At 58.7% G+C, this 12,038-nt stretch carries 12 protein-coding genes; 7 read left to right on the top strand and 5 right to left on the bottom strand.

Going from position 1 to position 12,038, the window contains the following annotated elements:
- The first annotated feature begins 82 nt into the window (after nucleotides 1-82).
- Nucleotides 83-904 (top strand): helix-turn-helix transcriptional regulator, encoded by an 822-nt coding sequence (locus Q1B27_RS07060; RefSeq protein ID WP_299845707.1) that lies wholly within the window; start codon nucleotides 83-85, stop codon nucleotides 902-904.
- 272 nt (nucleotides 905-1,176) lie between these two features.
- Here the strand turns inward: Q1B27_RS07060 and Q1B27_RS07055 are convergent, their stop codons facing one another.
- Genes Q1B27_RS07055 through Q1B27_RS07040 form a run of 4 tightly spaced genes read right to left on the bottom strand, consistent with a single transcriptional unit; the run spans nucleotide 1,177 to nucleotide 3,835 of the window.
- Nucleotides 1,177-2,208 carry a MaoC family dehydratase gene (locus Q1B27_RS07055; RefSeq protein ID WP_299845706.1) on the bottom strand — a complete coding sequence of 344 codons (1,032 nt, stop codon included), beginning with the start codon at nucleotides 2,206-2,208 and terminating at the stop codon, nucleotides 1,177-1,179.
- A 2-nt stretch (nucleotides 2,209-2,210) separates the two neighbouring features.
- On the bottom strand, nucleotides 2,211-2,414 hold the full coding sequence (locus tag Q1B27_RS07050) for a DUF1737 domain-containing protein (RefSeq protein WP_299845704.1): 204 nt from the start codon (nucleotides 2,412-2,414) through the stop codon (nucleotides 2,211-2,213).
- Nucleotides 2,411-2,968, bottom strand: a complete 558-nt coding sequence (locus tag Q1B27_RS07045; RefSeq protein WP_299845702.1) for an NnrU family protein — start codon at nucleotides 2,966-2,968, stop codon at nucleotides 2,411-2,413. Before Q1B27_RS07045 ends, Q1B27_RS07050 begins: the two co-directional genes overlap by 4 nt.
- 6 nt (nucleotides 2,969-2,974) lie before the next feature.
- Nucleotides 2,975-3,835 carry a CoA ester lyase gene (locus Q1B27_RS07040; RefSeq protein ID WP_299845701.1) on the bottom strand — a complete coding sequence of 287 codons (861 nt, stop codon included), beginning with the start codon at nucleotides 3,833-3,835 and terminating at the stop codon, nucleotides 2,975-2,977.
- 206 nt (nucleotides 3,836-4,041) lie between these two features.
- Here Q1B27_RS07040 and Q1B27_RS07035 point away from each other — a divergent pair, with 206 nt between their 5' ends.
- The gene (locus Q1B27_RS07035) at nucleotides 4,042-4,353 is read left to right on the top strand and encodes a hypothetical protein (RefSeq protein WP_299845699.1); all 312 of its coding nucleotides are present in this window, start codon (nucleotides 4,042-4,044) and stop codon (nucleotides 4,351-4,353) included.
- 38 nt (nucleotides 4,354-4,391) lie between these two features.
- On the opposite strand, the gene Q1B27_RS07030 is transcribed toward Q1B27_RS07035, so the two are convergent.
- A complete protein-coding gene (locus tag Q1B27_RS07030) occupies nucleotides 4,392-5,147 on the bottom strand; it encodes a sulfite exporter TauE/SafE family protein (protein ID WP_299845696.1) in 756 nt (251 codons plus the stop codon).
- Nucleotides 5,148-5,307: 160 nt separating this feature from the next.
- Between Q1B27_RS07030 and mdh the strand changes: the two genes are divergently transcribed.
- From mdh to Q1B27_RS07005, 5 genes are all read left to right on the top strand, one after another.
- On the top strand, nucleotides 5,308-6,270 hold the full coding sequence (gene mdh, locus Q1B27_RS07025; RefSeq protein WP_299845693.1) for a malate dehydrogenase: 963 nt from the start codon (nucleotides 5,308-5,310) through the stop codon (nucleotides 6,268-6,270).
- Nucleotides 6,271-6,361: 91 nt separating this feature from the next.
- A complete protein-coding gene (locus tag Q1B27_RS07020) occupies nucleotides 6,362-6,736 on the top strand; it encodes a thiamine-binding protein (RefSeq protein ID WP_299845692.1) in 375 nt (124 codons plus the stop codon).
- Nucleotides 6,737-6,884: 148 nt separating this feature from the next.
- Nucleotides 6,885-8,078, top strand: coding sequence for an ADP-forming succinate--CoA ligase subunit beta (gene sucC / locus Q1B27_RS07015; protein WP_299845690.1), 1,194 nt, complete (start codon nucleotides 6,885-6,887; stop codon nucleotides 8,076-8,078).
- A 4-nt stretch (nucleotides 8,079-8,082) separates the two neighbouring features.
- A complete protein-coding gene (gene sucD, locus Q1B27_RS07010; RefSeq protein WP_299845688.1) occupies nucleotides 8,083-8,964 on the top strand; it encodes a succinate--CoA ligase subunit alpha in 882 nt (293 codons plus the stop codon).
- A gap of 111 nt (nucleotides 8,965-9,075) precedes the next feature.
- Entirely contained in the window at nucleotides 9,076-12,036 is a 2,961-nt protein-coding gene (locus tag Q1B27_RS07005) for a 2-oxoglutarate dehydrogenase E1 component (protein ID WP_299845686.1), read from the top strand.
- The last annotated feature ends 2 nt before the right edge of the window (nucleotides 12,037-12,038 follow it).

Genomic DNA, 12,038 nt, shown 5'->3' with positions numbered 1-12,038 from the left:
TCACACAATTAAAACCATTGCTCTAAACTGACGCGAAATGTAAACTTTTAGCGTCGATACTTAACGTTTGATGTTTTGATCTATGCCAAGCGCCCTGCCAGAAAACCTCAAACTGTTATGCGGGTATTGCCCGTCAGTGTCTCATGTGTGCCGGTCCATCGGGATCTCGCGCCAGCAATTCACAAAATACCTGTCCGGCAAGAGCACGCCTTCGCTGAGCAGCTTCCGCAAGATTTCGGACTTCTTTGGTGTCGAGGAAACCGAACTTCTGATGCCGAACAGAGAATTCAGGGAGTTGATCGCGCTCCGCCCGCCTGCGATGGGACAGAACTTGCCGGCGCAGGATTTTATTTCATCCAGCGTTCACAGCAACGCCCAATCTCATCGCGAAATCAAACCCTATTTAGGCTACTACTATACGCATTTCATTGTTGGCAACATGCCCGATCGGATCATCCGGGCACTCATCCACATCTATGATCATCGGGGCGCAATTCTCACGCAGAATTTCGAACGCTATCCCGAAAGTAGCGATGGTGCAGCAGAGGTAAGCAAGTACGAAGGCGTGGCTCTCTACAATGCTGAACGGCTCTTCATATACGAAAAAGAGAAATTCGCGGGTAAACGTATCTGGCAGACTGTCGTCTACACAACCGATCTGAAAGCCTCCAAATACCTCTCGGGATTAACGATGGGGATTGCCACGGACTCTGTGCGCGACATTGCCTGCTATCGGATCATCTACAGCTTTCTCGGCCGGGAAATAGACCTTCGATCAGCCTTGTCGGGATGTGGGACATTTACATTGGAATCCCGCGAGATCCCGAAATACATCCGGGACCGTGTCACCAATCAGATGCAGTCCAACGAAACGGCGTTCAGACCGCGAGGCGATGTGACTTGATGCGCCATGTTGAAATCGCCGTCGTTCACGCTCAACAGGTATAGGTCGGATGTGTCCCGCGCTGACTAATTTGCTCTTCTCAAATTCGCTGCGTGCAGCACCGATAGGCCGGTCTTTACACTGCTTAGCGGTGTCGGCTCTTGCGCATTTTCGGCGTTTTTCAACTGTGCGCGCTGTGAGAATTAGACATTTTTCCTGTGAGCGCAATGCAATCTTTGCTTTCATGCAAGCTTCTCAGGCTGGAAACAGCGAGTTGGTAAGCGCGCCCGACGTTACATCGGGATCAGGGCCCAATAGTCCAGGTCGAGCATCACGTGGGGCAGGTATTTGCCGTCTTCGCCCCTGAGGGTAAACGGCTCTCCTCCTTTGGTCGCGACCAGACGCAGGCGCAGGGCACCAACGCCGGGGGCGGTGGTCTCGGCCTTATCCAGCACTTCGGACCAGGCCTTGACCGTGTCGCCCGCATAGCAGGGGTTGGCGTGGCTGCCGCCGTTCAGACCTGCAACGATCTGGGCATTGGCGAGGCCGTTGAAGCTGAGCGTCCGGGCCATCGAGATTACATGCCCGCCATAGATCAGCCGTTGGCCATCGGGGCGCGACCCTGTGTCGAAATGCACCTTGGCCGTGTTCTGCCAGAGGCGCGTGGCCATCATATGCTCGGCCTCTTCCACGGTGACGCCATCCACATGGTCGATCTTCTCACCGATCTCGTAGTCGCCCCAGCGATGCGGCTCTCCGGCGAGGGTGAAATCGTAATTGCTGAAATCAAGGCCTTGGGGGATCACCAGATCGCTTGCCTCAAGCGACGGTTTCAGCGTCGGGATCACGGGATCGGGCGCGGGAGCATCCAGGTCTCGTTTGCGCACCATCGCCCAGCGGACGTAATCCAGCACCACCTCGTTGCGTTGATTGCGCCCTCTTGTGCGGACCCAGACTACGCCGGATTTGCCGTTGGAATTCTGCTTGACCCCGATGACCTCGGACGTGGAATGGATCGTGTCGCCGGGATAGACCGGCTTCAGCCAGCGCCCTTCGGCATAGCCCAGATTGGCCAGCGCGTTGAGCGAGATATCGGGCACGGTCTTGCCAAAGACCACGTGGAACGCTGCGATGTCGTCCAGCGGGCTGGCGGGCAGGCCACAGGAGCGGGCGAATTCGTCCGAGGAATAGAGCGCGTGGCGCGCCGGATAAAGCGCATGGTAGAGCGCGCGTTCGCCCCCAGACACGGTGCGCGGCACGGCGTGGTGGATGGTTTCACCCACGGTATAGTCTTCAAAAAACCGGCCCGGATTGGTCTTGGCCATGATCACTGCTCTCCCAGTTTCGTGTCCGGCGTATAGGTTCCGTCGGCCTCTTTAGTCACCGCCTGACCGCAGCGCATGACACCGTTGGCGTGGTCATAGGCATAGGTCGGATCGCCATAAAGCGCCCAGCCCTTGTTCAGCGCGTCGGTCACCTTGTGGCAGAAACCCGATGTGTCATCGGCGCTGAGGAAACGGTAAAGTTTCATGCATAGCTTCCCATGAACGGATTGTGGCCGAGAAACACGTGGAGGCCGGTGACAACCACGTAGATCACCAGGGTGATGATGGCATTCTTGATGTCGCCCTTCAATGTGCCGGGCGCCGGGCGTTCCCACGCGCCATCGCCGCTGTTGATCAGCAACATCTGAACAATGGCCCATAGGCCCAGGCCACCGAAGAGGATGATTGACGCCAGATCGCCATTCACCAGCAGGTGGGCAAAGGCAAAGATCACCATCCCGGTCAGCATCGGGTGGCGAACCTTGTCGACCAGCACGCCCTTGGCGCTGCCGATGCCAAAGAAGAAAACGGCGACCAGCATCAAAAGGTTGTTCAGGTGGCCGATGCCGGGGACCGGGGTGTAGACCGAGGTGAATTCGGCCGCGCGGTAGCCCAGCACCATCAATACGACGCCTGCCAGAATGCTCAGGGCGATCGGGCCGCGGCCCTTATTGCCCATCTTTGTCCGTGCATCGGGGGCGAGACGTTTGAAGAAATGCGCACCAATCCAGAGGATCAGGCCGAGGATAAGAAGGATCATGGGTGTCTACTCCGCTGCCATTTCGGCGATGGCACTCGACTTGGCCAGAATGCGTCTTGCAGCCACGACGTGCAGATTTTCCACGATCTGCCCGTCGACAACGGCAATGCCCTGACCCGAGGCCTGGCTTTCCTGATAGGCTGCAATCTGGCGTTCGGCCAGATCAATCTCGGAACTGGTGGGGGCGAAGGCGGTGTTGGTCACGTCGATCTGCGCCGGGTGAATGAGTGTTTTGCCGTCAAACCCCAGATCGCGGCCCTGTTCGCATTCGGCCTTGAGCCCGTCACCATCGCGGAACCGGTTATAAACGCCGTCGATGGTGACGATCCGCGCGGCGCGGGCGGCCATGACGATCATTTGCAACGCGCTCATCAGTGGCAGGCGGTCGGCGCGCATGCGGCTGCCCAGATCTTTGGTCAGGTCATTGGTGCCGGTCACCAGCCCAGCCACACGACCATGGGCAGCGATGTCGCGCGCATTGAACACGCTGACCGGCGTTTCCATCATCGTCCAGATCGGCATCGACGGGTCCAGCATGTCGGCAAGGTTATCAACGTCCGAGCGGGTGTTGACCTTGGGCAGCAGGATCGCATCGGCACCGGCGTCGCGCAGGAGCTGCACGTCTTCCAGACCCCATTTGGTGGTCAGCGCATTGATCCGCACGATCTTGGCGCGTTTGCCGTAGCCGCCATCGCGCAACGCCTGAAAAAGGGTTTGCCGCGCCTCGGCCTTGGCATCGGGGGCCACCGCATCTTCCAGATCAAAAATGATCGCATCACAGGGCAGCGTGCGGGCTTTTTCCAGCGCGCGTTCTTTTGAGCCGGGGATATAGAGAACCGATCGGTAGGGGTGTGTGCTGGCGTCCATGTCTCGGCTCCTTCTGTGCGAAATGCTCGCAATAATCTTGCGCAGAGATGCCATTTTTCGCCCAAAAACTTCAAGGGTTTTTTCGCCGCAGCGCAGAATATGCCGGAAAATTTCGGGAACGGCCTCCGTATTAACCCTGTTTTGACATAGTTTTGTGCATGCTTTGTTCACGCAAAGGCAGGGACCCACACAGAAAGGGTGTTAAAATGAAGATGATAACGAAAATCTGTACCGCAGCAGCAGCGGTTCTGATGGCCAGTCCTGCAGTTGCGCAGTCCGGTCCCAATTGTGCGCCGCGTGAAATGGTTGTCGACCGTCTGGCCAGCAAATATGGCGAAACCCGTCAGTCGATGGGCCTTGGTGCCAACAATGCCGTGGTCGAGGTTTTTGCCTCGGACAGTTCAGGCTCGTGGACGATCATCGTGACCACCGCCAACGGGTTGACCTGTCTAGTTGCCAGCGGTCAGGCGTTTGAAGAACTGGCCGAAGTTCTGCCGGCGGAAGGCAACGACGCCTGAGGCGAGTGACAGGTGCGTGTTCTGAACGCACCTTCGCCTCAGCCGAGTGCGTCCCAGATCAGCTTGAGGCCGGTCACGGTAAGGGCCACGTAGGTGACGGCGAAAAACATGCGCTCGGAAACGAGCCAATGGGCCTTGACGCCCAGCCATGCCCCGAAAAGTGCAAACGGGGCAAGGATCAGGTCGAGCTTGAGTGTCTCGGCGGTAAAGATGCCCAGATACGCATAGGGCACGAACTTCATCACATTGAGCAGCGCAAACAGCAGCACGGTCGTGGCCTGGAACGCGGTTTTATCCAATCGTCGTGACAGCAGGTAAACGGCGGCCACCGGCCCGCCCGCATGGCTGACAAAGCTGGTAAATCCCGCGATAATACCCGCCAGCAGACCCGCCCAACCCGGCAGGGGTGTGCGTGCGGGATGGATCAGCCCCGCGCGGGCGCTGAACTGCCAGCCCACGAATGCCAGCGATATCCCCCCGATCAGCAGGCGGAAAAGATCCGCATCCGCGATGGTATAGAGCGCCGCGCCGAGGGCCGTGCCGGGAACTCCGCCCCAAAGAAGGGCGCGGGTTTCCGGCCAGGACCAGCGCCGCCAATAGGGCCGCAGGGTCGCTGCATCTATCAGCATCAGCAGCGGTAACATGATGCCCAGGGCCTGCGCGGGCGGCAGCACCAGGGCCAGGACGGACACGCTGGCAAAAGCCGCGCCCGAGCCGAAACCGCCCTTGGATACGCCCGCAAAGATCGCGGCCAGCGCACCAAGGGCGATAATGCCGATATCGTGTCCTGCCATCCCGGCTTTCCGTAAAATCCTTCTGAATTGCAGTCTTACCGGCATCGCGGGGCGCGTGACAGCCCCGCTGTTCCGCTATGCCGCAGTGCGGCACCCTTGCGCCCCGGGCGGAATGGGACTAGGCCCATACGCGAATTTTAACCGATCGGAGATAAATCCAATGGCCAGACCCAAGATCGCGCTGATCGGCGCAGGACAGATTGGTGGCACGCTCGCCCATCTTGCAGCGCTGAAGGAACTGGGTGATGTTGTGCTTTTTGACATCGCTGAAGGCACCCCTGAAGGCAAGGCGCTTGATATCGCAGAATCCGGCCCGTCCGAGGGCTTTGACGCCACGCTGTCGGGCACCCAATCCTATGCGGATATTGCCGGGGCCGACGTCTGTATCGTGACCGCCGGTGTGCCGCGTAAACCGGGGATGAGCCGCGATGACCTGCTGGGTATCAACCTGAAGGTGATGAAATCCGTGGGTGAAGGCATCCGCGATCATGCGCCGAACGCATTTGTGATCTGCATCACCAACCCGCTTGATGCGATGGTCTGGGCTTTGCGCGAATTCTCGGGCCTGCCGCATGAGAAGGTCTGTGGCATGGCCGGGGTGTTGGACAGTGCCCGTTTCCGTCACTTCCTGAGCCTCGAATTTGGCGTGTCGATGAAAGATGTCACCGCCTTCGTTCTGGGTGGTCACGGTGACACGATGGTGCCGCTGACACGGTATTCGACAGTCGCGGGCATCCCGCTGCCCGATCTGATCAAGATGGGCTGGACCACGCAGGAGAAGATGGACGCAATCGTCCAGCGCACCCGCGACGGCGGCGCTGAGATCGTTGGCCTGCTCAAGACCGGTTCGGCCTTCTATGCGCCTGCAACCAGCGCCATCGAAATGGCCGAGGCCTACCTGAAAGACCAAAAACGGGTTCTGCCTTGCGCCGCCCATGTAGACGGTGCTTATGGTCTTGATGGCTTCTACGTTGGTGTCCCGACGGTGATCGGCGCCGGCGGCATCGAAAAAGTGGTCGAGATCAAGCTGGACAAGGACGAGCAGAACATGTTCGACAGCTCGGTCAAGGCGGTCAAGGGCCTGGTCGAGGCCTGCAAAGGGATCGACAACTCGCTGGCCTAAAGCCAGCCTACCTGTCAAACCTGTGGCATACGCGCCTCGTCTGTTTCGGCAGGCGGGGCGTTTTTTTATCAAGTTCTTGGAAAGGCTTCAGATGACAACCGGTCCGAAGAATGACGTTTACCTCGCTTTTCAGGTTATTCCCCGCCTGCGCGAAGGTAACAATTTTGAAGTTGTCGATCAGGCTATCGAGGTGGTGAAGGAGGCCGGTGTGCCCTATCAGGTGTCGGCGATGGAAACCACGATGCGCGGTGACTTGGATCATCTGCTGGAGGTTGTGAAACGCGCCCAGCAACGTTGCCTGGATGTCGGTGCCGTCGAAGTGATCACCAACATCAAAATTCACAACACGACTCCGCAGGCCACCGACACCTTCTGCACCTATGACCGTGGCGTGACCAAAGCAAACCACATGTTTGCCCGTCCGGCGTTTTCCAAAAGCGAATCTCCGGGCGATGAAAACGCATGAGCCATCAGTTTGTGATCACATGATCTGAGGCTGTGATCACAAACCACACACAATTCATTAAATTTGGCGTGAAAATGCAAAAAGGCGTTTAAATCCCGGTTCATACTGTGGGTATATCGGGGCAAATCTGGCAAAACGGGATAGTTCAATGAATATTCACGAATATCAGGCGAAGGCACTGTTGCGCTCATACGGTGCCCCGGTCTCGGACGGGCGCGTTGTTTTGCGCGCCGAAGAGGCCAAGACAGCGGCGGGCGAAATGGATGGCCCGCTTTGGGTGGTCAAGGCGCAGATTCACGCCGGTGGACGTGGCAAGGGAAAGTTCAAGGAACCCGGCGCCGGGGATCAGGGCGGTGTGCGACTGGCCAAATCGGTCGAGGAAGCCGCGGATGAGGCGAAGCGCATGTTGGGCCGCACGCTCGTGACCAAACAGACCGGTGACGTGGGCAAGCAGGTCAACCGGATCTACATCGAAGACGGTTCGGGCATCGAGAATGAAATGTATCTGGCGCTGCTGGTGGACCGCCAGTCCAGTCGCGTCAGCTTTGTCTGCTCGACCGAAGGTGGCATGGACATCGAGGAAGTGGCGCATGCGACCCCGGAAAAGATCCTGAGCTTCAGCATCGACCCTGCCACCGGCTATCAGCCATTCCACGGCCGTCGCATCGCATTTCAACTGGGCCTGAAAGGGCCACAGGTCAAGCAATGCGTCAAGCTGATGGGCACCCTCTACAAAATGTTCCTCGAAAAGGACATGGAGATGCTTGAGATCAACCCGCTGATCACCACTGACAAGGGCGATCTGAAATGTCTCGACGCCAAGATGGGTTTCGACAGCAACGCCGTTTATCGTCACCCCGATATCGCCGAGTTGCGCGACGTGACCGAAGAAGACCCCAAGGAACTGGAAGCGTCGAAATACGACCTGAATTACATCGCGCTGGATGGTGAGATCGGCTGCATGGTCAATGGCGCGGGCCTGGCGATGGCGACGATGGACATTATCAAGCTCTACGGCTCCGAGCCTGCCAACTTCCTTGACGTGGGCGGTGGCGCCACCAAGGAAAAGGTGACCGAGGCGTTCAAGATCATCACCAGCGACCCGCAGGTCAAAGGCATCCTGGTCAACATCTTCGGCGGCATCATGCGCTGCGATGTGATTGCCGAAGGCGTTGTTGCCGCGGTGAAAGAGGTTGGTTTGCAGGTGCCGCTGGTGGTGCGCCTGGAGGGCACTAATGTCGAGAAAGGCAAAGAGATCATCAATAATTCAGACGTGGACGTGATCGCCGCGGATGACCTGAAAGACGGTGCCGAAAAGATCGTCAAAGCGGTGAAGGGATAAGAATATGGCCGTACTCATCGACGAAAACACCAAAGTCATCTGTCAGGGCCTCACCGGTTCGCAGGGCACATTCCACACCGAACAGGCCATCGCCTATGGTACCAAGATGGTTGGGGGCGTGACGCCCGGCAAAGGTGGGCAGACGCATCTCGATTTGCCGGTCTTCAACTCGGTTCACGAGGCGAAACACGGCACCGGCGCGAATGCCAGCGTCATCTACGTACCGCCGCCCTTTGCCGCGGATTCTATCCTTGAGGCGATCGACGCCGAGATGGAGGTGATCATCTGCATCACCGAGGGTATTCCGGTGCTGGACATGATGCGTGTCAAGCGCGCGCTGGAAGGGTCCAGCAGCCGCCTGGTGGGGCCGAACTGCCCGGGCGTGATCACGCCCGACGCCTGTAAAATCGGCATCATGCCGGGCCATATTCACAAACGCGGGTCCTGCGGCGTTCTCAGCCGGTCGGGCACGCTGACCTATGAGGCGGTCAAACAGACCTCGGATCTGGGTCTGGGCCAGTCCACAGCCGTTGGAATCGGGGGCGACCCGATCAAGGGCACCGAGCATATCGACGTGCTGGAATGGTTCCTGGCCGATGATGAAACCCAATCCATCATCATGATCGGTGAAATCGGCGGATCAGCCGAGGAAGAAGCCGCGCAGTTCCTGATCGACGAAAAGAAAAAGGGCCGCTGGAAACCGACCGCCGGTTTTATCGCAGGCCGCACGGCGCCTCCGGGTCGTCGTATGGGCCATGCCGGTGCCATCGTTGCCGGTGGCAAGGGCGGTGCCGAGGACAAGATCGAAGCCATGCGCGCCGCTGGGATCGTCGTTTCCGACAGCCCCGCCGGTCTGGGCGAGGCCGTGCTAGAGGCGATCGGTTGATCGCAGGCCAAAAATATGCAGGCCGGGCGTCAGCCCGGCGTGCGCTCTGGCGGGTTCAGGCCCGCCCAACCGCCTTGACCGGCGGTTTTCGCTTTTTCCCAAGGTGACATCATGACCGAACAATCCCCCAACGACCAGTTCCACGCCTCCTCGTTCATGCAGGGGCATAATGCGGAGTATCTGGAGCAGCTTTACGCCCGATATGCCAATGACCCGAACGCGGTGGACGAGGCCTGGCAAGCGTTTTTCAGGCAGTTGGGCGATGATGAGGTCAGCGTAAAGCAAGAGGCCGCCGGCCCAAGCTGGGCGCGGGGCGACTGGCCACCAGAACCCAATGACGATCTGACTGGCGCGCTGACAGGTGAATACCCCGCCGCCCCCGAGGCTAAGGAAGCGGGCAAGAAGATCGCCGCCAAGGCTGCCGAAAAGGGTGTGGAAGTCAGCGATGACGCGATCCAGCGCGCGGTGCTCGACAGTGTCCGGGCGCTGATGTTGATCCGGTCTTACCGCATTCGTGGGCACCTCAATGCCGATCTGGATCCGCTGGACCTTTGGAACCGGCCCTACCGGCCCGAGCTGGATCCGAAATCCTATGGCTTTACCGAGGCCGATATGGACCGGCCGATTTTCATCGACAATGTGCTGGGCCTTCAGATCGCGTCGATCCGCGAGATACTCGAGATCGTCAAACGCACCTATTGCGGCACTTTTGCCCTGCAATACATGCATATCTCGGACCCCGAGCAGGCCAATTGGCTGAAAGAACGGATCGAAGGCTTTGGCAAGGAAATCCAGTTCACCCGTGAAGGCCGCAAGGCCATTCTGAAAAAGCTGGTCGAGGCCGAGGGCTTTGAAAAGTATCTGCACGTCAAGTATATGGGCACCAAACGGTTCGGTCTGGATGGCGGCGAAAGCCTGATTCCGGCGATGGAACAGATCATCAAGCGCGGTGGCTCGCTTGGGGTTCAGGATATCATCATCGGCATGCCCCATCGCGGGCGTCTTTCGATCCTGGCCAATGTGATGGGCAAGCCCTATCGGGCAATCTTCAACGAATTCCAGGGCGGTAGCTTCAAGCCCGAGGATGTGGATGGTTCGGGCGATGTGAAATACCATCTGGGCGCTAGTTCAGACCGCGAGTTCGACGGCAACAATGTGCATCTCAGCCTGACCGCCAATCCCAGCCATCTTGAGGCGGTGAATCCCGTCGTGCTGGGTAAGGCGAGGGCGAAACAGGATCAGCTGAACGACGCTGACCGGACCAAGGTGCTGCCCATTCTGCTGCACGGCGATGCGGCCTTTGCCGGGCAGGGTGTCGTGGCTGAAGGCTTTGGCCTATCGGGCCTCAAGGGGCACCGGACCGGTGGCACGATGCATATCGTCGTGAACAACCAGATCGGGTTTACCACCGCGCCGCATTTCAGCCGCTCCAGCCCCTATCCGACGGATGTGGCCCTGATGGTCGAGGCGCCGGTTTTCCATGTCAACGGTGACGACCCCGAAGCAGTCGTGCATGCCGCCAGAGTGGCCACCGAATTCCGCCAGAAATTCCACAAGGACGTGGTGCTGGACATCATTTGTTACCGCCGGTTTGGCCATAACGAGGGCGACGAGCCCATGTTCACCAATCCGATCATGTACAAGAAGATCAAGAAGCAGAAGACGACGCTCAGCCTCTATACCGACCGCCTGATCAGAGACGGATTGATGCCCGAAGGCGAGGTCGAAGATATGAAAGCCTCGTTCCAGGCATTCCTCGCGGACGAATTCGAGGCCGGGACCAACTTCAAGCCCAACAAGGCCGACTGGCTGGACGGTAAGTGGTCGCATCTGGACCGTAAGGACGAGGATTACCAACGCGGTGCCACCTCGGTCAAACCCGAAACCTTCAAGGAGGTCGGCAAGGCGCTATCCACCGCGCCCGAAGGGTTCCCGCTGCACAAGACCGTGGGACGTCTGCTGGAAACCAAAGCCAAGATGTTTGAGACTGGCGAAGGATTCGATTGGGCCACGGCCGAGGCGCTCGCTTTTGGCTCGCTCATGCTCGAAGGTTTCCCCGTGCGTCTGTCCGGTCAGGACTGTACCCGCGGGACGTTCAGTCAACGGCATTCCGGGCTGGTCAACCAGGAAACGGAAGAGCGTTACTATCCTCTCAACAACATACGCGCGGGCCAGTCGCAATACGAAGTCATCGACTCGATGCTCAGCGAATATGCCGTTCTGGGGTTTGAATATGGCTACACGCTGGCCGAACCCAATGCGCTGGTGATGTGGGAGGCGCAGTTTGGCGACTTTGCCAATGGCGCGCAGATCATGTTCGACCAGTTCATTAGTTCCGGTGAAAGCAAGTGGTTGCGAATGTCGGGCCTTGTCTGCCTGCTGCCCCACGGGTTCGAAGGGCAGGGGCCCGAACACTCGTCGGCGCGGCTGGAGCGGTTCCTGCAAATGTGCGGCGGCGATAACTGGATCGTGGCCAATTGCACAACGCCAGCGAACTACTTCCATATTCTACGTCGGCAATTGCACCGCACCTACCGCAAACCGCTGATCCTGATGACGCCGAAATCGTTGCTCAGACACAAGATGGCCGTGTCGAAAGCCGAAGAGTTCACCACCGGATCAAGTTTCCACCGGGTGTTGTGGGACGATGCGCAACTGGGCAATTCCGACACCAAGCTGGTCGCCGACAAGAAGATCAAGCGCGTGGTCCTGTGTTCGGGCAAGGTCTATTATGACCTGCTGGAGGAACGCGACAGCCGGGGCCTTGATGACGTCTACATCATGCGCGTCGAACAGTTTTACCCGTTCCCGGCCATCTCGATGGTGCAGGAACTGGGACGGTTCAAGCAGGCCGAGGTGGTCTGGTGCCAGGAAGAGCCCAAGAACCAGGGTGCCTGGTCCTTTATCGAACCCAACATCGAATGGGTCCTGACCCGGATCAAGGCCAAGCACACACGGCCCGGCTATGCAGGGCGTCCGGCATCGGCGTCGCCCGCAACAGGGCTGGCGGCACAACATAAAGCACAACAAGAGGCGCTGGTGGATGCCGCGCTGACCATCGAAGGGAAATAAAT

Origin of the sequence: uncultured Roseovarius sp., assembly GCF_947489715.1 — a bacterium.
GTDB lineage: Bacteria > Pseudomonadota > Alphaproteobacteria > Rhodobacterales > Rhodobacteraceae > Roseovarius.
This window is presented reverse-complemented; position numbering and strand designations above follow the sequence as displayed.

What these genes read in the sequence shown, in the direction of transcription:
- Q1B27_RS07060 (WP_299845707.1), top strand. Translation starts at nt 83, where the DNA reads ATGCCAAGCGCCCTGCCAGAAAACCTCAAACTGTTATGCGGGTATTGC.
- Q1B27_RS07055 (WP_299845706.1), bottom strand. Translation starts at nt 2,208, where the DNA reads ATGGCCAAGACCAATCCGGGCCGGTTTTTTGAAGACTATACCGTGGGT.
- Q1B27_RS07050 (WP_299845704.1), bottom strand. Translation starts at nt 2,414, where the DNA reads ATGAAACTTTACCGTTTCCTCAGCGCCGATGACACATCGGGTTTCTGC.
- Q1B27_RS07045 (WP_299845702.1), bottom strand. Translation starts at nt 2,968, where the DNA reads ATGATCCTTCTTATCCTCGGCCTGATCCTCTGGATTGGTGCGCATTTC.
- Q1B27_RS07040 (WP_299845701.1), bottom strand. Translation starts at nt 3,835, where the DNA reads ATGGACGCCAGCACACACCCCTACCGATCGGTTCTCTATATCCCCGGC.
- Q1B27_RS07035 (WP_299845699.1), top strand. Translation starts at nt 4,042, where the DNA reads ATGAAGATGATAACGAAAATCTGTACCGCAGCAGCAGCGGTTCTGATG.
- Q1B27_RS07030 (WP_299845696.1), bottom strand. Translation starts at nt 5,147, where the DNA reads ATGGCAGGACACGATATCGGCATTATCGCCCTTGGTGCGCTGGCCGCG.
- mdh (WP_299845693.1), top strand. Translation starts at nt 5,308, where the DNA reads ATGGCCAGACCCAAGATCGCGCTGATCGGCGCAGGACAGATTGGTGGC.
- Q1B27_RS07020 (WP_299845692.1), top strand. Translation starts at nt 6,362, where the DNA reads ATGACAACCGGTCCGAAGAATGACGTTTACCTCGCTTTTCAGGTTATT.
- sucC (WP_299845690.1), top strand. Translation starts at nt 6,885, where the DNA reads ATGAATATTCACGAATATCAGGCGAAGGCACTGTTGCGCTCATACGGT.
- sucD (WP_299845688.1), top strand. Translation starts at nt 8,083, where the DNA reads ATGGCCGTACTCATCGACGAAAACACCAAAGTCATCTGTCAGGGCCTC.
- Q1B27_RS07005 (WP_299845686.1), top strand. Translation starts at nt 9,076, where the DNA reads ATGACCGAACAATCCCCCAACGACCAGTTCCACGCCTCCTCGTTCATG.